This is a genomic window from Pseudomonas sp. PSB11, assembly GCF_014596605.1.
Lineage (GTDB): Bacteria > Pseudomonadota > Gammaproteobacteria > Pseudomonadales > Pseudomonadaceae > Aquipseudomonas > Aquipseudomonas umsongensis.
Window position 1 is genome coordinate 65,872 of the sequence record NZ_NOIO01000018.1, and the last position, 25,850, is coordinate 91,721.

Consider the following 25,850-nt stretch of genomic DNA (forward strand, 5'->3'; position numbering starts at 1 on the left):
GTCAAGCCAATAACGGAAGTGTCGAGATTGAAGGTTGCGGACATCTTTGCTTACACCCTGAATGAGGTGCCCAGTTTTAAAAGCCAGCGCGTTGTTTGTCAATGTCGAACATCGGCAAAGATGCGGCGCCCGACTGTAAATGGCCAAAGTGCGCAAGATTATTCAAGCCATCGCCTGCGACTGCTGGCACAGTCTCAAGTCTTTTCCTGGTTGCAGAGCGTTATGTCCAATTCACACTTGCCGCGCAGCGCATTCTTGCGGGGCGCCGTGGCGATCATGCCGTTATCCCTGGCGACAGCCCCTTGGGGCCTGCTGGCCGGCTCCATGGCCATCGAAGCCAACCTCACCCCCCTGCAAGGCCAGGGCTTGTCGAGCATCGTGTTCGCCGGCGCCGCGCAGTTGGTGGCCATTGGCATGCTCAAGGGCGGGGCCGGGATCTTTTCGATCCTGCTGACCACCTTGTTGCTGACCTCCCAGCATCTGCTCTATGGGATGAGCATGCGTTCGGTGATCTCGCCATTGCCGGGTCGCTGGCGAGCGGGGCTGGGCTTTTTGCTCACCGATGAGCTGTTCGCCCTGACCAGCCAGCACGACAAACAGCAGTTCGATCGCTGGTACGCGTTGGGTGTCGGCTTGACGTTCTACGTGGCCTGGAACCTCTTCACCCTGGCAGGCATCGTGCTGGGCAGCAGCATCCCGGGCCTGGAACACCTGGGTCTGGACTTTTCCATCGCTGCCACCTTCATCGCCCTGATCACCCCGGTGGTGCGCAACGTCCCGACGGTGGTCTGTGTCGCGGTCTCGCTGTTCTGCTCGGTGCTGTTCAGCTATTGGCAATGGGGCTCGGCCCTGGTGCTGTCGGGACTTGCCGGCATGACCGCGGGTTTTATCTGCAACAAATTCCAGGGAGCGCGCACATGATGGTCTGGGCAGTGATTATCGGCATGGGCGTCCTGGTGTTTCTCAACCGCTATGTGTTCCTGGAACCGCGCCTGCCGCTGCGTTTGAGCAGCAATGCCCGGCAGTTCCTGGGGTTCGCCGTGCCCGGCATGTTGACGGCGATTTGCGGTCCGATCGTGTTCATGCCGGACAAACAACTGAACCTGCAATGGGACAATCCCTACCTGATCAGTTCGCTGGTGGCCGTCGGCCTGGTGCTGTACACCCGCAACACCTTGCTCAGCATGCTGTTGAGCATGGGCTTTTTCTTTTTGCTGCGTGCATGGCTGTAAGCCGGGCACGGCAAATTGTTCTACGCTTAAAGTTGATGACCGATCCCTTCAGGAAGAGAGGTGAAACCATGGCAATAGAGCAAAAACAGCCGGACCCCGAGGACGACATGGATGAACCGACGGAAGAAGAAATCGAAGAGCAAAAACATTCAGAGCAGACGTGGAAGCATGACGACAGCAGAGAGTTGTCGGAGCCTGACCGCAAGTTCTGAGCTTCTTGCGAACACCCTGACTGTAGGAGCGAGCATGCTCGCGATGGTCGTCAACGATAACGCGTTTTTGCTGGTTTAACGCGGCGTTCTTAAGTCCATCGCGAGCATGCTTGCTCCTACAGCGGCAGGTCGGGGAACTCGGGATGAGTGGCCCGATAACCCAGCTTCCTGTCGATCCACGCATTCAACTCGTTGACCATGACCGGGAATTTACCCGGATAGCATTCGAGGATTGAACCCAGGACTTGCTGGATATTGGGAATTGAAAGCAGGTTGCGGGTCTGTATGTACTGCCCGATGAAATGGTCGAGTTGGTAGTGCTCTGTCTTTGTTAGATAAATGCACGCCAGACTCGCGACTTGATTATTGGTGAAATCGTCGCGCAATTGAGTTCTCTGCAAGGGCTTGATGTATGGAATTTCCTTTCTTGCTGACTCTTTGGTCAACTTGGTATGCCACTGGCAACATGGCGCGAATCCTAGCCGCAGCATTGGCAAATGTATGTAAGCCCCTGACGATGTCTGACAAGCGGTGAGGAGCATCAAAGTGCCATGTTTTTAGAGGGATCATGCGTTCAATGCGTCAATCAATCCGGCCCCCTGATTCCTCACATTGCCCACGGCCTTGTCGACCCGGTACCACTCAAAAGCATCACTGCCTTCCCCCTGTAGCAGCACCATTTGTTCGGCACGCTCCCTGGGCGTCGCCGGGTCCAGCCATTCGCGGGCCAGTTCCGGGCTGAACACCACCGGACGGCGATCATGAACGTCCAGCATGCCGCCGGCGCTATCGGCCGTGATGATGACAAAGCCGTCGTCGTCCCTGGGGGCTGCACCGCCCATCGGGAATTGCCCGATTGCCGCACAGTAGACCGGCCCTTGGTCACGTCGGCGAATCAGCCAGGGTTGCCGCGTGCCGTCCCCGGCATCGACCCATTCGAACCAGTTGTCGACCGGGCAGATAGCGCGATGGGGCCAGATCGCTCGAAAGAACGGGCCGTGGGCGACTTTCTCGACCCGGGCATTGATCGGCGCCGCACGATCCTTCGCCCAGTGCGGCCGCCAGCCCCAGCGCTGCGAGTCGGCGTGCAAGCCATCGCTCTCCAGATGCAACAGCGCCAGCTGGGTGGTGGGCGCAGCGTTGTAGCGAGCGAGTGGCTGATCGCCAACGTGGTTGATCAAGGCATCGGGAATGCTCAGCACCGCCACGAAGTCGTGAATGCCCCGGTATTGCGACAGGCGTCCGCACATCGATTAAACCCTCCGGCTGGTGTGTTCAGCATAGAGGTTTGAACCTTGGGTCGGGTGTCCGGCAAAAGGCATTCTGTCGAGTCGCTGTTGCTGAGCAAACACTGTGTGCAACGGGTCATGAGCTTATGCTTAAAGGGTATTTAAAATATCTTATTAAGGCCTTTGTGGTCTAAAGAAATGAACCTCAAGGAGCCTCCGGATGAACCTGTCCCGATTGCTGCGCGGTCTGTTGACCAGCGCTCTGTTTGCCGCGCCACTGGCCTACGCCAGCGAACCTGTCGTCCTGCATGTCGGCGATCAGAACTACTACAACATTCGTGCTTCGGTCGAAGCGTCCGGCGTGTTGAAAGGGGCGCCCTATACCGTCGACTGGAAACACTTCCAGGCTGCCGCGCCGCTAGCCGAAGCCTTGAGTACCGGTGCATTGGACCTGGGCTTCCTGGGCGATTCGGGCTTTCTGTTCCTGGCCGCCAAACAGGCGCCGGTCAAGCTGATCGGGGTATCGCGACAGAACCCGGACACCATCGCCTTGCTGGTGCCCAAGGACTCGCCGGTGAAAACCATCGCTGATCTCAAGGGTAAGAAAGTCGCCTACTGGCCGGGTGCGTGGAGCCAGCAACTGACCTTGCGCGCCCTGGAACAGGCGAACCTGCCGCAGGACTATGTCGATTTCATCAAGCTGATGCCGATCGATGCGGCCGCCGCGTTGCCCCAAGGCAGCATCGACGCCTTCCCGGTGTGGGAACCGTACATTTCCCAGCAGATCCTGTTCTCCGGCGCGCGGCCCATCCTCACCGCGAAGAACCTGATGCCCGGCCTGAGTGCCATCGCAGCGTCTACCCCTTCGATCGACAGCAAGCGTGAAGCCATCGCCGATTTTCTCGGGCGCCTGAAAAAGGCTCGGGCCTGGGTCGATAACCACACTGACGAATACGCTGACCTGTGGGCGAAGAAGGCCAATCTCGACCAGAACGTGTCCCGCCACTGGTTGCGCCAGGCCCACCTGACCGTCGGCCCGGTGGACGCCCAGGCTGCCGGGGATCTGCAGCACACCGCTGACTTCCTGTTCAAGGTCAAGGCACTGCCGGCCGAGCTTGCCACCGCACCGATCATCGATCATTCGTTCCAGCAGGCACTGGCGAACTGAACCACCGCCTTGGCGAGCGCCGGAACCAAACACTGTGTACCTTATCCAACCTCGGCCCGCGGCTGCGCGGGTCACGGTCTGGTGCAAGGCAAAACATGAAACAGTTGTTCAAGGTTCTATCGGTGTTAGCCATGGCAGTCGGCCTGCTGGGCTGTATCGCCGCACCTATTGAAATGACCGCGCAAACCGAACAGGCGTTGCGCACGCAACCACCGATCCGCTTTTTGCTGACGTTCGACGATGGCCCCAGCGCCTCGAGTTTCTGGAACCCGACCGAGACCGTGCTCGACAGCCTGGCGATCAATCCCGTGCAACCCGGCATCAAGGCGGTGTTTTTCGTGCAGACCCGTGCCTCGCGGGCTGGCGGCAGTGACATCGGGCGGGCGATCATGCACCGCGAGCGCGATGCCGGGCACATCCTGGCCTTCCACACGGCCACGCCCTCGCACACCAATCATCGCTCGCTCAACGCGCAAGCGCTGGAGCAGGCGCTCACCGATGGGTGTGCCGACATCGCCGCGATCACCGGTGCACCGCCGACCCTGCTGCGCCCGCCATTCTGGAGCTACGACAAACGCACCTTCGCCGCTTACCAGCAGCATGGCCTGCATGTGCTGCTGACCGACCTGAGCGCCAATGACGGCAAGATCTGGGGCTTCAATGCCAGCCCCCGGCGCCGCGCGCACATGTTGCGTTCGATGTCCGAGGTTCGCGAGCGCATTGCCCGGGGCGAGCTGCCGGTGGTAGACGGCGTGATTCCGGTGGTGGTGACGTTCCACGACCTCAATCGCTACACCGCACGGCATACCCGTGAATACCTGCAGATCCTTCTCGACAGTGCCCGGGCGACGGGGGTCAGGACTGCCCCAATAGCGTTTTATGACGATACCGCCGCGCTGCAACGGGCCGCCATGGCGCGTACGTTGCGCGACAGTTCACAGCCGGCGCAGTTGCCGGGGATCTGGAACTGGATCTGGAAAGACAATAGCCATTGAGCAAAGGCCGAAAATGCGGGGCAGTTAACAGTATCGACTGGCGCGGAATTAGCCAATTGCATCTATTCTCGTTGGGTCCGTCCCGTTCAACTGCCACGGAGGCATCGGCCGTGATACCCATTTCAGTCCTTTGCAACATTGTAGAGTCCGGTTTCGAGCCCCTGGCCTGCGAATGCACGGAGAGCGGCGGGCTGCTACGCATCGAGGTCTTTGATCCCGCCAGCGGACAAGTCAAGCTGCTGATCGCCGGTGTGTCGACCGAGCAGTTGACCAGCGTGCGTGCCATCTCTGACTTCATCGGTGAATTGCGCACCGAGATGAGCGCTGGTCGCCGGGCCTTTGCCGGCTGAACACTCCCGAGCCTCTGTAGGAGCTGCCGCAGGCTGCGATCTTTTGATCTTGCTCTTGAAAAAGTCAAAAGATCGCAGCCTGCGGCAGCTCCTACAGGGGCTTGATTGTTTGTGGCAGCAACTCGTCGATCATCCGCAAGCAATGGTTCAACCCCGGTGACACGTCGCCCACCCGCCGACTGAGAATGATCGGCGAGGTGGCGTTGTCTTCCAGCAGCGGGGTGAAACCGATGTCGTCGCGGTGCAGCAATTGCACCGAGGCCGGCACCAGCGTGATTCCTATCCCGGCACCCACCAACCCGATCGCCGTCTGCAGCTCGTTGGTCCATTGCGCGATATGGATGCTCACTCCATAGGACTCGAATAGCGCGATCACGTGGTCGGCATAGCTGGGGCGGGGGTTGCCGGGGTACAGCACGAAGGGCTCTTTGGCCAGGTCGCGCAGGCTGACGGGCCCGGCCAGCAGCGGGTGACCGGCGGGCAGGGCGGCCACCAGGCGGTCTTCGGTGAGCACGGTCTGGACGATGGCCGGGTCGTCGATGCGGATGCGCCCGAAACCGACGTCGATGCGCCCGGCCTTGAGCGCCTGTACCTGTTGCAGCGTCGTCATCTCCGACAGCCCGAGTTCCAGTTCCAGCGGCTCACCGCTGCGCAAGCGGCGAATCAGTTGCGGCAACACGCCGTACAGCGTCGAAGGTGCAAAGCCGATGCCCAGCCAGGTCTTTTCCCCCAGGCCGATGCGCCGCGTGTTGTCGCAGACCTTGTGCAACTGGTCGAGCAGGGCGGTGGAATGCTCATGGAAAAAACGCCCGGCATCGGTGAGCTTCAGCGGTCGGCCACGCTCGAGCAGCATCACCCCCAGTTCATCTTCCAGTTGCTGGATTTGCCGGCTCAAGGGCGGCTGGGCGATGTGCAGGCGTTCGGCGGCGCGGGTGAAATTAAGGGTTTGAGCCAACACCTGAAAGTAACGCAGGTGACGCAGTTCCATGGAGCCTCCGGATGTCGAGCGCTTGCATACCTTCAGGGTATCAAGCCAGACCAATTCTATATTGGCCGCCCGGAAAAAGCCGTATGAGAATCAGGCCCAGAACTTCAAGAACCTGACGGGTATCGAAATGCTTGCTACAGCCATTGAATCGATCGAGACGATCATCGTCGATCTGCCGACCATCCGCCCGCACAAGCTGGCGATGCACACCATGCAGAACCAGACCCTGGTGGTCATTCGCGTGCGCTGCGCCGATGGCATCGAAGGCATCGGCGAAGCCACCACCATCGGTGGCCTGGCCTATGGCAATGAAAGCCCTGACAGCATCAAGACCAACATCGACAAGCATTTCGCCCCGCTGTTGATCGGCCAGGACAGCGGCAATGTCAATGCCGCGATGTTGCGCCTGGAGCGCAGTATCCGTGGCAATACCTTCGCCAAGTCCGGTATCGAAACCGCACTGCTCGACGCCCAGGGCAAGCGCCTTGGCCTGCCGGTCAGCGAATTGCTGGGCGGCCGCGTGCGTGACTCGCTGCCCGTGGCCTGGACCCTGGCCAGCGGCGACACCGAAAAGGACATCGCCGAAGCGGAAAAAATGCTCGACCTGCGCCGCCACCGCATCTTCAAGCTGAAAATCGGTGCTGGCGAGGTCAATCGCGACCTGGCCCACGTGATTGCGATCAAGAAAGCCCTCGGCGATCGCGCCAGCGTACGGGTTGACGTCAATCAGGCCTGGGACGAAGCCGTCGCGTTGCGTGCCTGCCGCATCCTCGGCACCAACGGCATCGACCTGATCGAACAGCCGATTTCGCGCAACAACCGCGCTGGCATGACCCGCCTGAATGCCATGAGCCCGGCACCGATCATGGCCGACGAGTCCATCGAGTGCGTGGAAGACGCGTTCAACCTGGCCCGCGAAGGCGCGGCCTCGGTGTTTGCCCTGAAGATCGCCAAGAATGGCGGACCGCGCGCCGTGCTGCGCACCGCTTCCATTGCCGAAGCGGCCGGTATCGCCCTGTACGGCGGCACCATGCTCGAAGGCGGAATTGGCACCATGGCTTCGGCCCAAGCCTTTGTCACCCTGAACAAACTGGCGTGGGACACCGAGCTGTTCGGCCCGCTGCTGCTGACCGAAGACATTCTCAGCGAACCGCTGGTTTATCGCGATTTCGAGTTGCATGTGCCCAAGACCCCGGGTCTGGGCCTGAGCCTGGACGAAGAACGCCTGGCGTTTTTCCGCCGCGACAAAACATCCACCATTCATCAAGCCTGAGGAGAGCATTATGCTGTTCCACGTAAAGATGACCGTGAATTTGCCGGTCGACATGAACCCCGAACGCGCCGCGCAGCTCAAGGCCGACGAAAAAGCCCTGGCCCAGCGCCTGCAGGACCAAGGCAAGTGGCGTCACCTGTGGCGCATCGCCGGGCTCTACGCCAACTACAGCGTGTTCGATGTCGACAGCGTCCAGGAACTGCACGATTTACTCATGCAACTGCCGCTGTATCCGTACATGGCGATCGAAGTCACCGCGATGTGCCGGCATCCTTCGTCGATTCGCGAGGATGACCGCTGAACCCAGCCCGTTCAGCTCGCCATGCCAATAATTACAAGATGAGGAACCTGTAAAATGAACGTCAAGATTTCCCACACTGCCGAAGTTCAGAAATTTCTCGAAGAGGCCAGCGGCCTGCACAACGATGCCGGCGATCCACGGACCAAAGCCCTGATCTACCGCATCCTGCGCGATTCGGTGAACATCATCGAAGACCTCGCCGTGACCCCGGAAGAGTTCTGGAAAGCGGTCAACTACCTCAACGTGCTGGGCGCGCGCCAGGAGGCTGGACTGGTGGTGGCTGGCCTGGGCCTGGAGCACTATCTCGACCTGCTGATGGACGCCGAAGACGAGCTGGCCGGTAAATCCGGTGGCACACCACGCACCATCGAAGGCCCGCTGTACGTGGCCGGTGCACCGCTGTCGCAAGGCGAAGCGCGTCTGGATGACGGCGTCGATCCGGGTGTGACCCTGTTCATGCAAGGCCGGGTGTTCAACACCGCTGGCGAACCTTTGGCTGGCGCCATTGTTGATGTGTGGCACGCCAACACTGGCGGCACCTACTCGTACTTCGATGCTTCCCAGTCGGAATTCAACCTGCGTCGCCGCATCGTCACTGACGCCGAAGGCCGCTACCGTTTCCGCAGCATCGTGCCGTCGGGCTACGGCTGCCCACCGGACGGTCCGACCCAGCAACTGCTCGATCAACTGGGCCGTCACGGCCAGCGTCCGGCGCACGTGCACTTCTTCATCTCCGCACCGGATCATCGTCACCTGACTACCCAGATCAACCTGGACGGCGAAAAATACCTGCACGACGATTTCGCCTACGCCACCCGTGACGAGCTGATCGCCAAGATCACCTTCAGCGATGACCAGGAGCGTGCAGCGCAATACGGTGTCAGCGGTCGCTTTGCGGAAATCGAATTCGACTTCACCCTGCAGTCGACCGCCCAGCCTGAAGAACAGCAGCGCCACGAGCGGGTTCGTGCGCTGGAGGACTGATCCCTGCTGAACGGCTCGCGAACGGTGTTGACTGACACACCGCTTTCGCGAGCAAGCCCGCTCCCACATTCGACCGTGTTTCTTCAGGCAGAATCCGGTCGAATGTGGCAGCGGGCTTGCTCGCGAAGAGGCCATAAGCCTCCACAGGTCAGTCCACCGATACACCGTTGCACGTACTGCCCTAGAATGATCAGATACACCCTATAACAACAACGAGAGTGACCCGATGATGCAAGCGCAACTGCTGAGTCAGCGCAGCACCATATTCGACCATGCCGACCCGTACGCGGTGTCAGGCTATGTCAATCAGCATGTCGGTAATCATTGCATCCTGATGCCTCGTGCCGGGCACCCCCTGGCCAGTCTCAATCACTGCAAATTCGCCAGCCTGGACCTGTGCCGTATCAGCTACGGCGGCAGCGTTCGCGTCACTTCGGGCGCGCTGGAAACCATCTATCACCTGCAAGTGTTGTTGCAGGGCAATTGCCTGTGGCGTGGCCATGGCCAGGAGCACTACTTTGCCCCCGGTGAGTTGCTGCTGATCAATCCCGACGATCCGGTCGATTTGACCTACTCTGACGATTGCGAAAAATTCATCCTCAAGGTTCCCACGTCCCTGTTCGAGTCCGTCTGCAACGAGCAGCGCTGGCGCTATCCGGGGCAGGGCGTGCGGTTTCTCGAGAACCGTTACCAGCTCAATGAGCTGGAAGGCTTCGTCAACCTGCTGGCGATGATTTGCCAGGAGGCCGAGGCAACCGAGCAGATTCCACGGGTGCAGGAACATTACGCGCAAATCATCGTCAGCAAGATGCTCAGCCTGATGAAGACCAACGTCAGCCGCCTCGAAATCGGCTCCCAGGCTGCCACGTTCGAAGCGATTGCCGACTACATTGCCAAAAATCTCAAGCAGGACATCGACAGCGAAGAGCTGGCGCGCCAGGCCAGCATGAGCCTGCGCTCGTTGTATGGCCTGTTCGAACGCAACGCATGCACCACGCCAAAAAACTACATCCGCCAGAAACGCCTGGAACGCATCAATGCGTGCCTGAGCGACCCGACCTGCAACGTGCGCAACGTTACCGAGGTCGCGATGGACTACGGCTTCCTGCACCTGGGACGCTTCTCCGACAGCTACCGCAAGCAGTTCGGCGAGCTGCCGTCGGATACCCTCAAGCGCCGGCATTGACCTGGAACATTAGTCGCCTGACATGGCCTCTTCGCGAGCAAGTCGAATCGTCGCACCGCCGCCTCCCACATTTGATCGCGTCCAACCTGAAGAAATACGGTCGAATGTGGGAGCGGCGGTGCGACGATTCGACTTGCTCGCGAAGAGGCCGGTACATCCACCACTGATGTTGCCCCCTGCACAAAACGGATAAAGGTCTGCACCCCGCGGATAGTCCCCCCCATTGCCCCGTCCTAGCATGAGCCTTGCCTGAACAATAACAATGGAGGCGGCGGCCATGACCCTGCGACCTGAATACCTTGAGTCCCTGCTTGAAGACGATCCAGAGCAGGGTATCTATCGCTGCAAGCGCGAGATGTTTACCGATCCGCGCCTGTTCGATCTGGAGATGGAACACATCTTCGAAGGCAACTGGCTGTATCTGGCGCACGAAAGCCAGATCCCCAACGTCAACGATTTCTACACCACCACCATGGGGCGCCAGTCGATCTTCATCGCGCGCAACAAGGACGGTGTGCTCAACGCCTTCATCAACGCCTGCAGTCATCGCGGCGCGACCCTGTGCCGGCACAAGTCCGGCAACAAAAGCTCCTACACCTGCCCGTTCCACGGCTGGACGTTCAACAACTCCGGCAAGCTGCTCAAGGTCAAGGACCCGGCTAACGCGGGCTACCCGAGCAGCTTCAACTGTGAAGGCTCCCACGACCTGACCAAGGTTGCGCGCTTCGAGTCCTATCGCGGTTTCCTGTTCGGCAGCCTCAAGGCCGATGTGGTGCCGCTGGTCGAGCACCTGGGCGAGTCGGCGAAGATCATCGACATGATCGTCGACCAGTCCACCGACGGCCTGGAAGTGCTGCGCGGTTCGTCCACCTATATCTACGAAGGCAACTGGAAACTCACCGCCGAAAACGGTGCCGACGGTTACCACGTCAGCTCCGTGCACTGGAACTATGCCGCTACCCAGAACCAGCGCAAACAGCGTGAAGCCGGTGACGAGAACCCGACCATGAGCGCCGGAAGCTGGGCCAAGCAGGGCGGTGGTTTCTATTCCTTCGACAAGGGCCACATGTTGCTCTGGACCCGCTGGGCCAACCCCGAGGATCGTCCGCTGTACGAACGTCGCGATGAGCTCGCCCAGGACTTCGGCAAGGCTCGCGCCGACTGGATGATCGAGAACTCGCGCAACCTGTGCCTGTACCCCAACGTGTACCTGATGGACCAGTTCAGCTCGCAGATCCGTATTGCCCGGCCGATCTCGGTCAACCGCACGGAAATCACCATCTATTGCATCGCCCCCAAAGGCGAAAGCGACCACGCGCGTTCGAGCCGGATTCGTCAGTACGAAGACTTCTTCAACGTCAGCGGCATGGCCACGCCGGACGATCTGGAAGAGTTCCGCTCCTGCCAGACCAGCTACCAGGGCAGCGTCACCACCTGGAACGACATGTCCCGTGGCGCCGAGCACTGGATCGAAGGTGCCGACGAGGCGGCCAAGGAAATTGACCTGCATCCGCTGCTCAGCGGCGTGCGTACCGAAGACGAAGGCCTGTTCGTGCTGCAACACAAGTACTGGCAGCAGACCATGCTCAAGGCCCTGGCTGCCGAGCAGTCGAAACTGATCGCCGTGGAGGACGTGCAATGACCATTTCCTATGAAGCGGTACGTGATTTCCTCTACCGCGAAGCACGCTACCTCGACGACCGCCAGTGGGATGAGTGGCTGGAACTGTACGCCCCCGACGCGACGTACTGGATGCCGTCCTGGGACGACAACGATGAGCTGACCGAAGACCCACAGCGGGAAATCTCGCTGATCTGGTACGGCAACCGCACCGGCCTTGAAGACCGCATCTTCCGCATCAAGACCGAGCGCTCCAGCGCCAGCGTGCCGGACACCCGCACGTCCCACAACATCAGCAACATCGAACTGCTCGAGCAAGCCGACGGAATGTGCAAGGTGCGCTTCAACTGGCACACCCTGAGCTTTCGCTACAAGACCGTCGACAGCTATTTCGGCAGCAGTTTCTACACCCTTGATGTGCGCGGTGAAAACCCCTTGATCAAGGCAAAGAAAGTGATCCTGAAGAACGACTACGTTCGTCAGGTCATCGATGTTTACCACTTGTGAGGCAGCCGTCATGACCCATTCCATTGCGTTCAATTTCGAAGACGGCGTCACTCGTTTCATCGACGCCAACGCCGGCGAGACCGTGGCCGATGCCGCGTACCGCCAGGGCATCAATATCCCGCTGGACTGCCGCGACGGCGCCTGCGGCACCTGCAAGTGCTTTGCCGAGGCGGGCAGCTACGATCTGGGTGAGGAATACATCGAAGACGCCCTCAGTCCTGAAGAGGCCGCGCAAGGCTTTGTCCTGACCTGCCAGATGCGCGCCAAGAGCGATTGCGTGGTGCGGGTGCCGACGTCCTCGGAAGTCTGCCGCACCCGCCAGGCCAGCTACGACGCCACCATCAGCGCGGTGCGCCAGTTGTCCGACAGCACCATCGCGTTGTCGATCAAGGGCGAGTCCTTGAGCAAACTGGCGTTCCTGCCAGGCCAGTATGTGAACCTGGGCATTCCCGGCAGCGAGCAGACCCGCGCCTATTCGTTCAGCTCGTTGCAGCGCGACGGCGAAGTCAGCTTCCTGATCCGCAACGTGCCTGGCGGCCTGATGAGCAGCTTCCTCACCGGCATGGCCAAGGCTGGCGACAGCATGAGCCTGGCAGGCCCCCTGGGCAGTTTTTACCTGCGTGATATCCGTCGACCCTTGTTGCTACTGGCGGGCGGCACCGGGTTGGCGCCGTTCACCGCGATGCTGGAGAAGATCGCCGAGCAGGGCAGCGAACACCCGTTGCACTTGATCTACGGTGTGACCAACGATTTCGACCTGGTGGAAATCGATCGCCTGGAAGCCTTCGCCGCGCGCATCCCCAACTTCACCTACAGCGCCTGCGTGGCCAGTCCCGACAGCCAGCACCCGCTCAAGGGCTACGTGACCCAGCACATCGAACCCAGGCATTTGAACGATGGCGACGTCGACGTGTACCTGTGCGGCCCACCGCCGATGGTTGAAGCGGTGAGCAAGTACATCGGCGAGCAAGGCATCAATCCTGCGAATTTCTACTACGAAAAATTCGCCGCCAGCGCGGCGTGAGGTTTCCTTCCATGAACAGATTTCACGACAAAGTCGCGCTGATCACCGGAGCTGCCCAGGGCATCGGTCGGCGCGTGGCCGAGCGCATGGCGGAGGAAGGCGCGAAGCTGATCCTGGTCGATCGCTCCGAGCTGGTGTTCGAGGTTCAGCAGCAGTTGGCGAAGGACAGCCAGGTCCTGGCCCTGACCGCCGACCTTGAGCAATACGAGGAATGCAACCGGGTCATGCAAAGCGCCGTCGAGCGTTTCGGTCGACTCGATATACTGGTCAATAACGTCGGCGGGACCATCTGGGCCAAGCCATTCGAGCATTACGAGGCGTCGCAGATCGAGGCCGAGGTGCGCCGTTCGTTGTTCCCGACCCTGTGGTGCTGCCATGCGGCATTGCCGTACATGTTGCAGCAGGGCAGTGGCGCGATCGTCAACGTATCGTCGATCGCCACCCGCAGCGTCAACCGTGTGCCCTACGGCGCAGCGAAGGGCGGGGTGAATGCGCTGACCGCCTGCCTGGCGTTCGAAACCGCCGGACGCGGGGTGCGAGTCAACGCCACTGCGCCGGGCGGCACCGAAGCCCCGCCACGGGTTATCCCGCGTAACAGTGCCGAGCAGAGTGAGCAAGAAAAGGTCTGGTACCAGCAGATCGTCGATCAGACACTCGACAGCAGCTTGATGAAGCGCTACGGCACGCTGGATGAACAGGCAGCAGCCATTTTGTTCCTGGCCAGCGATGAAGCGTCCTACATCACCGGCATGATCATGCCAGTGGGCGGCGGCGACCAGGGCTGAAGCGCGTGAACTACAGGCGACGTTGAAACGCTTTGATGATCCGCAGCGTGGCGTCGCTTGGGTTCAGGTTGTGCACCGCATTGAGCGGGTACCAGAGGCAATCGAAAATTTCGTTTTGCGGTCGTGCCTGCTCCGGATTCGGCAACGATGCTTCGTAGACATGGTGACGGGTGCCGCCTGTTTCCAGCTCCATCAGGTACAGCATATCGTCGGCACCCAGTCCGGTTTCCTCCAGTAACTCGCGCACCGCGGCATCCTGCGCGGTCTCGCCACGCTCCACCTTGCCCCCGGGCAACATCCAGCGACTCCTGGGTTTGCGCACCAGGAGTATGTGCCGGTCCTGCTCGCAAATGACGGTTGCACGTACTTTCATGGGCTCTTTCAATCCGGAATGTCATAAAACAGTAACAAAAATGCAATATTCAGGCCGCAACCCATTGCATGTTTCCTGGATATTTTGAGCGGCAGGCGTGTCTAAAAGTGCAATCGCGCTGCCGTGTGCTGACTCGACGTCCGGTCGGCATCTTCGCGGCAGGGGGGTGTAAGGTAGGGAAGTCAACCCTGTGATCACTGCCAAGATGGAGGTGACTATGAGCGTTCCGATGTTGAACAAGATGCACATGAACGGCTACGACGTACTCAGTGTCAACAACGGCCCGTGGCGGGTCTGCACCCAAGGTGACCGGCTTGGCTCGTTTGCCAGTCGCGAAGAGGCGCTGGCCTTTGCGGCTGCGTTGCCTGGCTATAAGGCGCGTGCCGGCAAGGCTCGCAATCAGCAAGCCACATGATTGCCCGTGTGTGATCGTTCCCACAGCGTGGGAACGATCACAAGCACGTTGGCCCATCGCTCCTTACGAACAAAATAATCTGCAAGAAAACTCGACGCCGTTGCACAGAAGGGGATTGGTCCCCGATCTGAGCAACGCCATGCCCCATTACTTCGATAGCGCCCACCGTGTAGAAATCGAAACCTTGCGCCAACGCCTGACCGCTCGCACCGAGTGGCCGACCTGGTTGCTGCTGTTCGGCGTGTACGCTGGCTGGTTCGCCATCGTACTGGGCAGTGGTGGGTTGGGCCTGTGGTGGAGCACATTGTTGTTGATCCCGTTGCTGGTGCTCTGGTTGTCGGTGCAGCACGAATTGCTTCATGGCCATCCCACCCGCTGGGCAGCGCTGAACAAGCTCCTCGGCTACGCGCCGTTCGCCGTCTGGTACCCCTACACCCTGTATCGCGACAGCCATTTGTTGCATCACCGCGACGAAGACCTGACCCTGCCTGGCCGCGATCCTGAAAGCCGTTACCTGAGCGCCGCGCAATGGCAGGGCAGTTCACTGTTCGAACGAGGCCTGCACTGGCTGAACAAAACCGTGCTGGGTCGTTTTGTCCTTGGGGCTCCACTGGCCTTGTTGGCGTTGGCCCGGGAGGAGGTGCAGCGCCTGAAGACCGGTGAGCGACAGGCCTGGTCGATGTGGCTCAGCCACGGCACGGTGACCCTGCTGATGCTGTTGTTTATCGGCCGCTACAGCGTGCTTCCGGTCTGGCATTACCTGTTGCTGGTCAGCGTGCCGGCGCTATCGATTGCGATGATCCGCTCCTACTATGAACACCGACCCCATGCCGAGCCCGAGCAAAGGACAGTCATCAATGAGGCCGCCTGGCCGTGGCGCTGGCTGTTCCTGAACCTCAACCTGCACCTGGTGCATCACGACTTGCCGGGGCTGGCCTGGTACGACTTGCCCCGCGCTTACCACGCGCGTCGCCAGCAATGGCTGGCGCGCAGCGGCGGGTTCCTGGTGCAGGGATATGGCCAGTTATGGCGTCGGCACGGGGTAAAGGCCATCGATAGCCCGCGGCATCCGTTCCACTGATTGCGAATGAGGTCCCCTGTGGGAGCGCGCCTGCTCGCGAAAGCGCTGCGTCAGGCGACATCAGCGTTGAGTGTGCTGGCCTCTTCGCGAACAGGCTCGCTCCCACTATTGAAATTACGTTGCATGGGAAGTTTTTCGATGAAACGGCAACTCGCTGAATTACTGATGTACGTCGCCCCCGAACCGGTGCGCCAGGCCAACGAGCGTTGGCTGAGCCGCATCCTCGAGCGATTGGGGGCCACGCGCCGCAGTGCCGAAGGGCTTTCGCTGATGGACCTGTGGCTGTCCCCGCACTTGCTGCTGACGCAGACCTGCGGCTATCCGTTGATGACGGCATTGCCTGGTCGGGTGCGGATCATCGGGCGTCCTCGTTATGAGCTGCCGGACGCCAGTGGCGGCAATCATTGCAGCCTGTTGCTGGGTCGCGCCGATGATCCAAGGCGCAGCTTGCCGGCCTTTCGCGACAGCCGCGGTGTGATCAATGGCGAAGACTCCAACAGCGGCATGAACCTGCTGCGTCACCGACTGGCGCCGCTGCATCAAGACGGGCGTTTTTTTGCAGATGTCGGTATCAGCGGCAGCCACCGCGGAAGCCTGCGTTGGTTGCGGGAGGGTAAAGCGGACCTGGCGGCCATCGACAGCGTGACCTTTGCCTACCTGGCGCGACATGCCAAAGAAGAAGTGGCCGGCCTGCGGATCGTCAATCGCAGTGCATTCAGTCCGACATTGCCCTACATCACCGCAACTACCGTCACCGAACAACAGGCTGGGCACATTCGGCAGGTGATGAACCAGGCGTTGCAGGAGCCTGGGGTCGCTGAAATCCTTGGTTTGCAAGCGATCCTGCCCGCTACCGATAGCGACTATCAAATCGTTCTCGACTACCAGAGAGAGGCCGAGGATCTGGGATTAGGACGATTGTGTTGAAATTCCTTAATGGAATATAAAAATTCTTTTTAAGTATTATTAATGAATAAGGCTCCTTGTTAGGATCGCCGCACCGGATCACCGGACATTCAGCGACCCCTGACCTTTGGAGCCTCTATGTCCGGCACCGACCTTTCCCATCGTCACGACGTGGGCGGATTATTCCGCGCGCATTACCCTTGGCTCTGCGCACGGCTGCGTCGGTATCTGGGGACCAACCCCAGCGTCGAAGACATCGCCGCCGAGTCCTTTCTACAGCTACTCGAATCGTCGGGACTGAACCCGATCCGCGAACCTCGCGCCTTGCTCACCACCATTGCCCATCGGTTGATCTTTCAGCTCTGGCGCCGTCGCGATCTGGAACGCCAGCACCTTGAACAGATGCAACACGTGGATCAGCAACAAGAAGCGCTCTCGCCCGAAGAGCAGGTGCAATTGATCCAGGCGTTACATGGCATCGAGCGCACGCTTGAACGCTTGCCGCGCAAGGTTCGGGCCACCTTCCTGTTGTCGCGGATCGACGGCCTGACCTACCCGCAAATTGCCGCCCGCCTGGGTATTTCCCAACGCTCGGTCAGCGACTACATGACTCGCTCCCAAGCCCTGTGTAACCGGCACAGCGCCAACCAACCCTTGAATGTCCTGACCCGGAGGTCCGCATGAGATCGTTCAAAACCCTGCTCGGCAGTTCACTGCTGGCCCTGAGCCTTATGGCGGCCCAGGTTCCCGCCGCGGACAAAAACGTCCCGATTCACTTTGGTGACATCACTTGGGAAAGCGGCAGCCTCATCACCGAAATCCTTCGAGTGATCGTCGAGAAAGGTTACGGTTACCCGACAGATACCTTGCCGGGCAGCACTGTCAGCCTCGAAGCGGCCTTGGCCAGGAACGATATCCAGGTGATCGGCGAAGAGTGGGCCGGGCGCAGTCCGGCGTGGGTCAAGGCCGCGTCCGAAGGCAAAGTGTTCGGTCTGGGCGATACGGTCAAGGGCGCCACCGAAGGTTGGTGGGTACCGGAATACGTGATCAAGGGCGACCCAGAACGGGGTATCAAGCCCCTGGCCCCGGAACTGAAATCCGTCGCCGACCTGGCCCGCTACAAGGACGTGTTCCGCGACCCGGAAGACCCCAGCCGTGGACGCTTCCTCAACAGCCCAACCGGCTGGACATCGGAGATCGTCAACAGTCAGAAGCTCAAGGCCTATGACTTGGCCGACAGCTTCGTCAACTTCCGCACAGGTTCGGGTGCGGCACTGGATGCCGAGGTGGCTTCCTCGATCCGTCGGGGCAAACCGGTGCTGTTCTACTACTGGTCGCCGACGCCGCTGTTGGGGCGTTTCAAGTTGGTTAAACTCGACGAGCCGGTATTCGACGCCGAAGCCTGGAAGACCCTGGCCGACGCCAACAACCCGCATCCAAAGGGCACTCGGTCGATGCCGGCCAGCCTGGCGATTGGTGTGTCCGCGCCTTTCAAGGCGCAGTACCCGGACCTGGTGGCATTCTTCGAGAAGGTCGACCTGCCGATCGATCTGCTGAACCATACCCTTGGCCAGATGAGCGAAAAGCGCCTGCAACCGCGCCAAGTGGCAGAAGCCTTCCTGCGTGACCAGCCGCAGATCTGGAAGGGCTGGGTACCGGGGGAGGTGGCTGATCGAGTCACTGTGCAATTGTTAGCGGCTCAATAGCCTCCACCGCCGCTGCTGCGGGACGGTTCCCTGGCCTTTTGCTGCGCATGGCTCCATTCGGCACAGGTCATGAAACTTTTATGATCGACCTTGCCCTGGCCATCGAAGCTGACGTTGTACCGTTGCTGATGGCCTGGCTGGCTCAGGTTGTAGTCAAAACAGGTGCCGGGTTCGACCGTACGGTCGGAGATCGACAGGGGTGGGCCGCCGATTTGCTCGACTTGCTCCTTGCTCATGCCGGTCTCGACCTTCGCCACCAGCGGCTGGTCCCGATAGACCTGTGAGTCGGTGCTGCAGCCCGCCAGCACCGTGATCAGGGTGGCAAGCGCGTAGACGGACCCGTTCACGGCCGGACTCCCGCTAAACAGCCTTGTTTCGACTGATGATCTTGGCTTTCACTTCTTCGGCATAGCCTGACAGCCGTTGTTCATCGCCCTGAAACAGATCGCACAGCCGCTTCACGGCTTCTGCATCGACATCGTTGCCCGTCAGGCGCAATTGTTCGGCGATGCGCAACAGCTCCACCGCCGACCATCGCAGGTCCGATGCAAGCCCTTGCAGGTCACGCCGAAGCACTTGTTCATGTTCGTTGAGCCACATGATGATCTCCCGTAACGTCGTGCTACGAAATTTTAGACCCATTCACGCGCAGCGGCGTTGTATTCGTCTGATGCCAAAGGGCTTCCATTGGTCGGGAAATTTGCGCGTTTTGCAAAATCCGCTGTCGTAGTGAAGTGCCGACATTTTACCAGGGCAGGGTCCGTTCAAAATGACGACAACCGATGACTTCAGGGCGCATGCCCGGGAACTGAAAGCCGATCTGGATGCGGCCACCAGTGAAATGATGAAACTCATCTCCGAGCACCAGTTCAGCGGGCCGGAATGGGAGCGGGTCAGTCAATGGCAACACGAAGCCTTCGAACGATGGACAAGTTTTTTGAACGAGCGCTCCTACCCGGACAGCGGCAATCACAGCATCAGCCCCTGAGGTTCGATGCAACAAAATGGCTGTTAGCGCGGCAACAGGCTACATTTTATTTTTTCAGGTTTAAGGACGCTTCATGAGTCGAATGTTGATGGGGGGAGTGGTGATGGCGTTGTTGGCGGGATGTTCGTTGCCTGCGTCCCTGGTGCCGGGAGAGCCGAACTACAACAAACCGAGCGATAAGATACCCAAGGAGTTAGCAGCGTGTGTATTGCCGGCCTGGCAAAAGGAGATCCCCAAGACAACCCAGACATCGATATCCAACGGCTACAGGATCACCGCGCCGAGCATCATAACGGCCGATGAAGTGCTGGATATCGTCAAGTACAAGGACGGCAGCCGGGTCTCATTGTACCAGGGGCCGCCCTGGGCAAAGTCAGGCGCGATGCGCCAGGCTGTGCGCGACTGCCTGTAGGGATCAGCCTTTGATCTCGGTGACCTGGATCAGTTGATCGGCCTGGGCACCGACGTTGCCTTTCTTTTCCCTGCGCTCACTCATCCAGCTGTCGACCTGCGCATTGAACTGCGCAGGCGCCTTACGCCCGACCTTTCTGGCGATGTCCAGGATGGTCTGCTGGGCGAGGGCTTCCTCCATGCGTTTCTGCGCGATCAGCATGGCGCCGTGTACCGAGCAAGGGCCGTCCAGCGCCCACTCGGGAACCTCGCCCTCGAACAATGCGCAGCGACCGCGAATTTCCCGGCATTCGAAAATGGCCTTGCGCCCGTCGATCGCATTGACGATGTCCAGCAGGCTGATCTCATCGGCCGGCCGCGCCAGCTTGAATCCCCCACGCACACCTTCGGTGGCGACCACCAGTTTTGCCTTGGCCAGTTTGGTGAAGATTTTCGCCAGGTAGTCCAGTGGCACGCCTTGCAACTCTGCCAGGTCACGCACGCTCGCCTCGCGGGTCTCACCACCATTGCCCACCAGGAAAATCAGGCAATGAATGCCGTACTCGACGCCCGCGCTGTAAAGAGACATATCGATCTCCGACTAATGTTGTCGTAAATATTATCAGCTGACCCTTAGCCAGGCAACGATCTGGAATGTTACTCCAGGTCCTGGAAAGCCCATCAAGAGCGCGGATTTGGCGTGGTGTGACAGGTCTATCGACGGCCTCGATTCGAACCATTGAGAAAAACAGCTTGCTCGAATTAACTACGATCAATACAGTCGTAGTTGTCGGGTCGGGAGCGGAATACGCTTTCAGCCGGAAGCGGGTGCCGACCTCCTGACCCCTTAACCCAATTCACTGCCTGGTTTTTCCCCCTGGAGTTAAAAATGAAACAACGCATCCTGGTAATTGGCGCAGGTTTCGGTGGCATGTGGAGCGCCTTGAGCGCCACCCGCCTGTTCGATATCCACGGTCACAATGACGTTGACGTAACGGTGCTGGCGCCCCAGGCCGAACTGCGCGTACGTCCACGCTTCTACGAGCCGAACGCCCACCAGCTGGCGGCTCCCATCGGCGAGCTGTTCGATGCAGTGGGCGTCAAGTTCATCAAGGGGGCTGCCGAGACCATCGACGTCGAGCAAAAGCGCGTGGGTTACATCGATGCCCAGGGCGAAAAACAAGTCTGTATCTACGACAAACTCGTTCTGGCCACTGGCAGCCGTCTCGCACTGCCTGACACCCCGGGTGTGGCCGAACATGCGTTCGACGTCGATCAGATCGAACAGGCCATACGCCTGGAAGCCCACCTCAAGTCCCTGGTCAACCAGCCGCAGAGTCAGGCACGCAACACGGTCGTGGTGGCTGGCGGTGGCTTCACCGGCATCGAAACGGCCACTGAAATGCCAACCCGTTTGCGCGCCATCCTGGGTGAGGGTGCGGACATCAACGTGATCATCGTCGATCGCGGTGACAAGGTAGGCGGCTCCATGGGCCCGCAAATCGCCGAGAAAATTGCCGAAGCCAGCGAGGAAACCGGGGTCAAATGGCAGCTCAAGGCCTCGGTTGTCGCTGTCGATGAAAACGGCGTGACCTTGTCCGACGGCCGGCGCATCGACGCCAAAACCGTCATCTGGACCACCGGCGTGCGCGCCAGCGCGCTGACCGAGCAGATCCCCGCCGAGCGCGACCACCTTGGCCGCCTGCACGTCGACGCGCACCTGCAAGTCATTGGCCAGCCAGACATCTTCGCCACCGGCGACGTGGCCTACGCGGCCAGCGATGACATCGGCAACCATGCGCTGATGACCTGCCAGCACGCCATTGCGCTGGGCCGTCATGCCGGCAATAACGTTGCCGCGCAGATCCTCGGTGTGGACCCGACGCCGTACAGCCAGCCCAAATACGTGACCTGCCTGGATCTGGGGGCTTGGGGGGCGGTCTACACCGAAGGTTGGGATCGCCAGGTCAAGCTGACGCGCCAAGAAGGCAAGTCTTTGAAGACGCAGATCAACAAAGTGTGGATTTATCCGCCGGCTGCTGATCGAGAAAGCGCTTGGGCGGCGGCGGATCCGTTGATTCCGGTTGCCTGAATGGTGTGGGGTTGTACGGTTCGATAAATCCTGCCCGGAGAATTCCGGGCGGGATTTTTTTGCAGACGCACGTGTTTAGACTTGTAGGAACCAGCGGTACGGCGATCCGCCTTGCCGGCGTGGCTGTATTCAATCCACTGTGGGAGCTGGCTTGCCAGCGAAGGCGGCCTGACAGCCAACCCATCCCGCGTGGCTGCACTCGATCCACTGTAGGAGCTGGCTTGCCAGCGATGACGGCCTGACAGCTGCCCAATCTCGCGCGGCTGCACTCGATCCACTGTAGGAGCTGGCTTGCCAGCGAAGGCGGCCTGACAGCCAACCCATCTCACGGCTGCACTCGATCCACTGTAGGAGCTGGCTTGCCAGCGATAACGGCCTGACAGCCAACCCATCTCACGCGGGTGCACTCGAATTACTGTAGGAGCTGGCCTGTCGGGCCGCCGCATCGCAGCGAAGGCGGCCTGAGAGCCGACCTGTGTTTTGTTGACTGTGTACATATCCATTGCTGCGGTAACGGCGGCTTATGGTTTCGCCCTTACGGCGAGTCCCTTTTGTCAAACGCCACAAAAGGAACCAAAAAGTCTTGCCCCAGCGTCCGGCCCCTCGCTAAGGCTCGGCGTTCCTTCGCTCCGGTATCCATCCGGGGACACTGCCCTCCGGTTGGCTTCGCTGCACCTGCATGCAGCGTGTTCGACTGCGTCGAACGGCGCTGCGCGCCAATCCCCGGATGAACACCTCCGCTCAGCCTCCCGAAGGGGCGGGTGGATCTAGAGCCAAAGCAACAGCAACAGCAACAGCAACAGCAACAGCAACAGCCAAAGCGAGGCGGGTGACCGGTTTGATTTTGGATGTGGCTTAAATCACTCCTTGTCGCTGCCGTAGTTCATGATCGACAACATCCGGATCGGCACCTGCACCAACGCCTCAGGCCCATGGGGAATTTCGCCCTCGAAGGTCAGGCTGTCCCCAGCCTCCATGCGATACAGCTGATTGCCGTGGCGATAAATCAGCTCACCTTCAAGCAAATGCAAAAACTCGGTGCCGGGGTGGGAAAAGGTTGGAAATTCTTCGCTGGCGTCATCCATGCTCACCATGTAGGCCTCGAAACTCTTCTTGGGCCCGCGGGTGTGGTTAAGCAAATGGTAGGTGTGGCCTTTCTCTGTTCCCCGGCGCACCACCTCCATGCCCTGGTCGGCCTTGACCAAGAGTGCGCTGCCGTCCTGCTGGTCGTACTCACTGAACAATTTCGATAGCGGCAAGCCCAGCACGTCACACAGGCGGCTGAGGGTGTCGAGGCTGGTGGAGACCTGGGCGTTTTCGATCTTGCTCAGCATGCCCTGGCTGATATCGGCGATTTTCGCCACATCGGACAATTTCAGGTCCTGGGCCTGGCGCTGGCGCTTGATCTGCAAGCCCAGGTATTGCTCAAGCTTGAGGCGAGGGGCGGTTTCGGTTGGCATAGTCGTCTGCACGCTTTCCGTTCAGTAATATTAGTTTCGCACTGAGAAAGTGCAAGTGGCGGCGTTCGCAACACATCCATCAACCAATATTCCCATGGGGAAAAGATTTTTCCCATATAAACAGCACAACAGGGGGTTATCACGCACCCGTCGCGAATCTGGCAAGGGGCTTGCATTCCTATTGGGAAATAAACTTTCTTTTCAGGAATAAATGGAAAGTCAGGGCCAACCCACTAGAGATTTGCCTTTCGCGAGGAGTGACGAGCAATGTTGCCAGCAGAAACCCAGCGCATCATCGACAAGCACGGCATCAAGTACGTGCTTGCGCAGTTTGTCGATATCCATGGTGCGGCCAAGACCAAGTCGGTGCCGATCTGTGGGCTCAAGACAGTGGCCGAAGAGGGCGCCGGTTTTGCCGGGTTCGCGATCAGTGGCATGGGTATGGAGCCCCACGGTCCGGACTTCATGGCCCGTGGCGATCTGGCCACGTTGACGCCCGTGCCCTGGCAGCCGGGATATGGCCGGGTGGTGTGCGTCGGGCATGTCGATGGCAAACCGCATCCCTATGACAGCCGTTATGTCTTGCAGCAGCAGATCCGGCGGCTGCAGGACAAGGGCTGGACCCTCAATACCGGCCTGGAGCCGGAGTTCAACCTGATGCGCCGCGACGAGCAGGGCAAGTTGCAACTGGTCGACCTGAGCGACAACCTGGACAAGCCTTGCTACGACTACAAGGGCCTGTCGCGCTCCCGAGTGTTCCTTGAACGCTTGACCGAAGCCTTGCAGGCAGTGGATTTCGAGGTCTATCAAATCGATCACGAAGACGCCAACGGCCAATTCGAGATCAACTACACCTACAGCGATGCCATGACTTCGGCAGATCGCTTCACCTTCTTTCGCATGGCCGCCGGCGAGATCGCCAATGACCTGGGCATGATCTGTTCATTCATGCCCAAGCCCGACCCGAAGCGCGCCGGCAACGGCATGCACTTTCACCTGTCGATCAGCAGCGCCGAGAACAGGAATCTGTTCCACGACGCCAGCGACCCGAGCGGCATGGGCCTGTCGAAAATGGCCTATCACTTTGCTGCCGGTCTACTTGCCCATGGCCCGGCGCTGTGTGCCTTTGCCGCGCCTACGGTCAACTCCTACAAGCGTCTGGTAGTGGGCAATTCGTTGTCCGGCGCTACCTGGGCGCCGGCGTTTATTGCCTTCGGCGCCAATAACCGTTCGGCAATGGTCCGGGTGCCTTACGGCCGCCTGGAGTTTCGCTTGCCGGATGCCGGCTGCAACCCCTATCTGGTCAGCGCCGCGATCATCGCCGCGGGCCTGGACGGCATCGACCGCCAACTGGAAATCGACCACGTCTGCAACGAAAACCTCTACAGCCTGAGCCTTGCGCAGATCGCCGCGCGCGGCATCAAGACCTTGCCGCAATCGCTCAAGGAAGCCTGCGATGCGCTGGAGGCCGACCCGTTGTTCGCCGAAGTGCTGGGCCCGCAGATCGTGGGCGAATTCATCAAGCTCAAGCGCATGGAGTGGGTGGAGTACAGCCGCCATGTGAGTGACTGGGAAGTCGCGCGCTACACCGAATTTTTCTAAGCGCGAGCAGACGCGCAAAAACGAACCATCTCGCAGCTTGAAACTTGCGGCTGCCGAACGTAGTGAGGACTGTTGTCATGTGTGGAATCGTAGGTCTTTACCTGAAAAACCCGCAGCTGGAATCCCGGCTGGGCCAACTGTTCGAGCCGATGTTGCAGGCCATGACCGACCGTGGCCCGGACAGCGCCGGCTTCGCCATTTATGGCGATGAAGTGGCTGCTGGCTGGGTCAAGCTGACCCTGCAGGCAACCCACGAAAGCTTCGATTGGCCGGCCCTGATGGGCGATCTGCAAGGTCGTCTCGGCTGCTCGCTGGACTGGTTCCAGAACGCCAGCGCCGCTGTATTGAAAATCCACGCAGAGGAAACTCCGGTGCGTCTGGCCCTCGCCGAACTGGCGCCGGGCGTGCGCGTCATGAGCGCCGGGCAGAGTATCGAGATCCTCAAGGGCATGGGCTTGCCCCAAGAGATTTCCCAGCGCTTTGGCCTGGCCGGCATGCAGGGTAGCCACATCATTGGCCACACCCGCATGGCCACCGAAAGCGCGGTGACCCTGGAAGGCAGCCACCCGTTTTCCACCGGTGCCGACCTGTGCCTGGTGCACAACGGCTCGCTGTCCAACCACTTCCGCCTGCGCCAGGCACTCAAGCGTGAAGGCATCCAGTTCGAAACCGACAACGACACCGAAGTGGCCGCCGGTTATCTGACCTGGCGCCTGCAGCAGGGCGATTCGTTGAAAGAGGCACTGGACCATGCACTGGAGGACCTCGACGGTTTCTTCACCTTCGCCATTGGTACCCGCAACGGCTTCGCGGTGATCCGCGACCCGATTGCCTGCAAGCCGGCAATCCTCGCCGAGACCGACGACTACGTCGCCATGGCCTCGGAATACCAGGCGCTGTCGAGTCTGCCGGGCATTGAGAACGCCAGGATCTGGGAGCCGGCACCGGCCACCTTGTACATCTGGGAACGCGAGTCAGCTTAA

32 protein-coding genes are annotated in these 25,850 nt (G+C 60.1%); 24 read left to right on the forward strand and 8 right to left on the reverse strand.

Annotated elements, in window-relative coordinates:
• The first annotated feature begins 222 nt into the window (after positions 1-222).
• From CGA21_RS19940 to CGA21_RS19950, 3 genes are all read left to right on the forward strand, one after another.
• The gene (locus tag CGA21_RS19940; RefSeq protein WP_020801067.1) at positions 223-921 is read left to right on the forward strand and encodes an AzlC family ABC transporter permease; all 699 of its coding nucleotides are present in this window, start codon (positions 223-225) and stop codon (positions 919-921) included.
• Positions 921-1,232 carry an AzlD domain-containing protein gene (locus CGA21_RS19945; protein WP_177411632.1) on the forward strand — a complete coding sequence of 104 codons (312 nt, stop codon included), beginning with the start codon at positions 921-923 and terminating at the stop codon, positions 1,230-1,232. Before CGA21_RS19940 ends, CGA21_RS19945 begins: the two co-directional genes overlap by 1 nt.
• 68 nt (positions 1,233-1,300) lie before the next feature.
• Positions 1,301-1,444, forward strand: a complete 144-nt coding sequence (locus tag CGA21_RS19950) for a hypothetical protein (RefSeq protein WP_177411630.1) — start codon at positions 1,301-1,303, stop codon at positions 1,442-1,444.
• Between the two features lie 116 nt (positions 1,445-1,560).
• On the opposite strand, the gene CGA21_RS19955 is transcribed toward CGA21_RS19950, so the two are convergent.
• Both CGA21_RS19955 and CGA21_RS19960 read right to left on the reverse strand, forming a co-directional pair.
• A complete protein-coding gene (locus tag CGA21_RS19955; protein ID WP_188264899.1) occupies positions 1,561-1,830 on the reverse strand; it encodes a hypothetical protein in 270 nt (89 codons plus the stop codon).
• Positions 1,831-2,010: 180 nt separating this feature from the next.
• The gene (locus CGA21_RS19960; RefSeq protein WP_188264867.1) at positions 2,011-2,694 is read right to left on the reverse strand and encodes an SOS response-associated peptidase; all 684 of its coding nucleotides are present in this window, start codon (positions 2,692-2,694) and stop codon (positions 2,011-2,013) included.
• Positions 2,695-2,893: 199 nt separating this feature from the next.
• Here CGA21_RS19960 and CGA21_RS19965 point away from each other — a divergent pair, with 199 nt between their 5' ends.
• The 3 genes from CGA21_RS19965 to CGA21_RS19975 all read left to right on the forward strand — a co-directional run bounded on the left by CGA21_RS19965 (position 2,894) and on the right by CGA21_RS19975 (position 5,186).
• Positions 2,894-3,841, forward strand: coding sequence for an ABC transporter substrate-binding protein (locus CGA21_RS19965; RefSeq protein ID WP_110750755.1), 948 nt, complete (start codon positions 2,894-2,896; stop codon positions 3,839-3,841).
• A gap of 95 nt (positions 3,842-3,936) precedes the next feature.
• Positions 3,937-4,836 carry a polysaccharide deacetylase family protein gene (locus CGA21_RS19970; protein WP_110750753.1) on the forward strand — a complete coding sequence of 300 codons (900 nt, stop codon included), beginning with the start codon at positions 3,937-3,939 and terminating at the stop codon, positions 4,834-4,836.
• Between the two features lie 110 nt (positions 4,837-4,946).
• Positions 4,947-5,186: a DUF1652 domain-containing protein gene (locus CGA21_RS19975; RefSeq protein WP_110750751.1), complete on the forward strand. Its 240-nt coding sequence runs from the start codon at positions 4,947-4,949 to the stop codon at positions 5,184-5,186.
• Between the two features lie 91 nt (positions 5,187-5,277).
• Here CGA21_RS19975 and CGA21_RS19980 read toward each other — a convergent pair whose 3' ends face one another.
• Positions 5,278-6,174 (reverse strand): LysR family transcriptional regulator, encoded by an 897-nt coding sequence (locus CGA21_RS19980; protein ID WP_110750870.1) that lies wholly within the window; start codon positions 6,172-6,174, stop codon positions 5,278-5,280.
• A gap of 127 nt (positions 6,175-6,301) precedes the next feature.
• Here CGA21_RS19980 and CGA21_RS19985 point away from each other — a divergent pair, with 127 nt between their 5' ends.
• From CGA21_RS19985 to CGA21_RS20020, 8 genes are all read left to right on the forward strand, one after another.
• Positions 6,302-7,447 (forward strand): muconate cycloisomerase family protein, encoded by a 1,146-nt coding sequence (locus CGA21_RS19985; protein WP_188264900.1) that lies wholly within the window; start codon positions 6,302-6,304, stop codon positions 7,445-7,447.
• Between the two features lie 10 nt (positions 7,448-7,457).
• Positions 7,458-7,748 (forward strand): muconolactone Delta-isomerase, encoded by a 291-nt coding sequence (gene catC, locus CGA21_RS19990; RefSeq protein WP_008029082.1) that lies wholly within the window; start codon positions 7,458-7,460, stop codon positions 7,746-7,748.
• A gap of 54 nt (positions 7,749-7,802) precedes the next feature.
• On the forward strand, positions 7,803-8,732 hold the full coding sequence (gene catA / locus CGA21_RS19995) for a catechol 1,2-dioxygenase (RefSeq protein ID WP_033041573.1): 930 nt from the start codon (positions 7,803-7,805) through the stop codon (positions 8,730-8,732).
• Between the two features lie 226 nt (positions 8,733-8,958).
• Complete coding sequence (locus tag CGA21_RS20000) at positions 8,959-9,918, forward strand: AraC family transcriptional regulator (RefSeq protein WP_110750747.1); 960 nt, start codon at positions 8,959-8,961, stop codon at positions 9,916-9,918.
• Between the two features lie 277 nt (positions 9,919-10,195).
• Positions 10,196-11,560 (forward strand): benzoate 1,2-dioxygenase large subunit, encoded by a 1,365-nt coding sequence (gene benA / locus CGA21_RS20005; protein WP_020800183.1) that lies wholly within the window; start codon positions 10,196-10,198, stop codon positions 11,558-11,560.
• The gene (gene benB, locus CGA21_RS20010; RefSeq protein ID WP_033042204.1) at positions 11,557-12,045 is read left to right on the forward strand and encodes a benzoate 1,2-dioxygenase small subunit; all 489 of its coding nucleotides are present in this window, start codon (positions 11,557-11,559) and stop codon (positions 12,043-12,045) included. The genes benA and benB overlap by 4 nt, the downstream gene beginning before the upstream one ends.
• Before the next feature lie 10 nt (positions 12,046-12,055).
• A complete protein-coding gene (benC, locus tag CGA21_RS20015; protein WP_110750745.1) occupies positions 12,056-13,069 on the forward strand; it encodes a benzoate 1,2-dioxygenase electron transfer component BenC in 1,014 nt (337 codons plus the stop codon).
• 11 nt (positions 13,070-13,080) lie between these two features.
• The gene (locus tag CGA21_RS20020) at positions 13,081-13,854 is read left to right on the forward strand and encodes a 1,6-dihydroxycyclohexa-2,4-diene-1-carboxylate dehydrogenase (RefSeq protein ID WP_110750743.1); all 774 of its coding nucleotides are present in this window, start codon (positions 13,081-13,083) and stop codon (positions 13,852-13,854) included.
• A 10-nt stretch (positions 13,855-13,864) separates the two neighbouring features.
• Here CGA21_RS20020 and CGA21_RS20025 read toward each other — a convergent pair whose 3' ends face one another.
• Positions 13,865-14,227 (reverse strand): NUDIX hydrolase, encoded by a 363-nt coding sequence (locus tag CGA21_RS20025; protein WP_110750741.1) that lies wholly within the window; start codon positions 14,225-14,227, stop codon positions 13,865-13,867.
• 217 nt (positions 14,228-14,444) lie between these two features.
• On the opposite strand from CGA21_RS20025, the gene CGA21_RS20030 reads away from it, so the two are divergent.
• The 5 genes from CGA21_RS20030 to CGA21_RS20050 all read left to right on the forward strand — a co-directional run bounded on the left by CGA21_RS20030 (position 14,445) and on the right by CGA21_RS20050 (position 18,335).
• Positions 14,445-14,642 carry a DUF2188 domain-containing protein gene (locus CGA21_RS20030; protein ID WP_110750739.1) on the forward strand — a complete coding sequence of 66 codons (198 nt, stop codon included), beginning with the start codon at positions 14,445-14,447 and terminating at the stop codon, positions 14,640-14,642.
• Between the two features lie 139 nt (positions 14,643-14,781).
• Positions 14,782-15,723 (forward strand): fatty acid desaturase, encoded by a 942-nt coding sequence (locus tag CGA21_RS20035; RefSeq protein WP_188264868.1) that lies wholly within the window; start codon positions 14,782-14,784, stop codon positions 15,721-15,723.
• A 138-nt stretch (positions 15,724-15,861) separates the two neighbouring features.
• The gene (locus tag CGA21_RS20040; RefSeq protein ID WP_188264869.1) at positions 15,862-16,650 is read left to right on the forward strand and encodes a phosphate/phosphite/phosphonate ABC transporter substrate-binding protein; all 789 of its coding nucleotides are present in this window, start codon (positions 15,862-15,864) and stop codon (positions 16,648-16,650) included.
• A gap of 117 nt (positions 16,651-16,767) precedes the next feature.
• Positions 16,768-17,313 (forward strand): sigma-70 family RNA polymerase sigma factor, encoded by a 546-nt coding sequence (locus CGA21_RS20045; protein ID WP_188264870.1) that lies wholly within the window; start codon positions 16,768-16,770, stop codon positions 17,311-17,313.
• Positions 17,310-18,335, forward strand: a complete 1,026-nt coding sequence (locus CGA21_RS20050; protein WP_110750732.1) for an ABC transporter substrate-binding protein — start codon at positions 17,310-17,312, stop codon at positions 18,333-18,335. Before CGA21_RS20045 ends, CGA21_RS20050 begins: the two co-directional genes overlap by 4 nt.
• Here CGA21_RS20050 and osmE read toward each other — a convergent pair.
• The gene (gene osmE / locus CGA21_RS20055) at positions 18,329-18,682 is read right to left on the reverse strand and encodes an osmotically-inducible lipoprotein OsmE (protein WP_188264871.1); all 354 of its coding nucleotides are present in this window, start codon (positions 18,680-18,682) and stop codon (positions 18,329-18,331) included. The genes CGA21_RS20050 and osmE overlap by 7 nt on opposite strands.
• Positions 18,683-18,695: 13 nt before the next feature.
• Positions 18,696-18,935 carry a hypothetical protein gene (locus CGA21_RS20060; protein WP_110750728.1) on the reverse strand — a complete coding sequence of 80 codons (240 nt, stop codon included), beginning with the start codon at positions 18,933-18,935 and terminating at the stop codon, positions 18,696-18,698.
• A 169-nt stretch (positions 18,936-19,104) separates the two neighbouring features.
• Here CGA21_RS20060 and CGA21_RS20065 point away from each other — a divergent pair, with 169 nt between their 5' ends.
• Together CGA21_RS20065 and CGA21_RS20070 are read left to right on the forward strand one after the other, a co-directional pair.
• Entirely contained in the window at positions 19,105-19,323 is a 219-nt protein-coding gene (locus CGA21_RS20065) for a hypothetical protein (protein WP_033044453.1), read from the forward strand.
• 73 nt (positions 19,324-19,396) lie between these two features.
• The gene (locus tag CGA21_RS20070; RefSeq protein ID WP_033044452.1) at positions 19,397-19,735 is read left to right on the forward strand and encodes a hypothetical protein; all 339 of its coding nucleotides are present in this window, start codon (positions 19,397-19,399) and stop codon (positions 19,733-19,735) included.
• A gap of 3 nt (positions 19,736-19,738) precedes the next feature.
• Here CGA21_RS20070 and CGA21_RS20075 read toward each other — a convergent pair whose 3' ends face one another.
• Positions 19,739-20,302 (reverse strand): RrF2 family transcriptional regulator, encoded by a 564-nt coding sequence (locus CGA21_RS20075; RefSeq protein ID WP_110750726.1) that lies wholly within the window; start codon positions 20,300-20,302, stop codon positions 19,739-19,741.
• Between the two features lie 300 nt (positions 20,303-20,602).
• Here CGA21_RS20075 and CGA21_RS20080 point away from each other — a divergent pair, with 300 nt between their 5' ends.
• Positions 20,603-21,805 (forward strand): NAD(P)/FAD-dependent oxidoreductase, encoded by a 1,203-nt coding sequence (locus CGA21_RS20080; protein WP_188264872.1) that lies wholly within the window; start codon positions 20,603-20,605, stop codon positions 21,803-21,805.
• A gap of 860 nt (positions 21,806-22,665) precedes the next feature.
• Here CGA21_RS20080 and CGA21_RS20085 read toward each other — a convergent pair.
• Positions 22,666-23,265 (reverse strand): helix-turn-helix domain-containing protein, encoded by a 600-nt coding sequence (locus CGA21_RS20085; protein ID WP_020801132.1) that lies wholly within the window; start codon positions 23,263-23,265, stop codon positions 22,666-22,668.
• Between the two features lie 267 nt (positions 23,266-23,532).
• Here CGA21_RS20085 and glnT point away from each other — a divergent pair, with 267 nt between their 5' ends.
• Both glnT and CGA21_RS20095 read left to right on the forward strand, forming a co-directional pair.
• The gene (glnT, locus tag CGA21_RS20090; protein ID WP_110750722.1) at positions 23,533-24,867 is read left to right on the forward strand and encodes a type III glutamate--ammonia ligase; all 1,335 of its coding nucleotides are present in this window, start codon (positions 23,533-23,535) and stop codon (positions 24,865-24,867) included.
• A 77-nt stretch (positions 24,868-24,944) separates the two neighbouring features.
• Positions 24,945-25,850 (forward strand): class II glutamine amidotransferase, encoded by a 906-nt coding sequence (locus CGA21_RS20095; RefSeq protein WP_188264873.1) that lies wholly within the window; start codon positions 24,945-24,947, stop codon positions 25,848-25,850.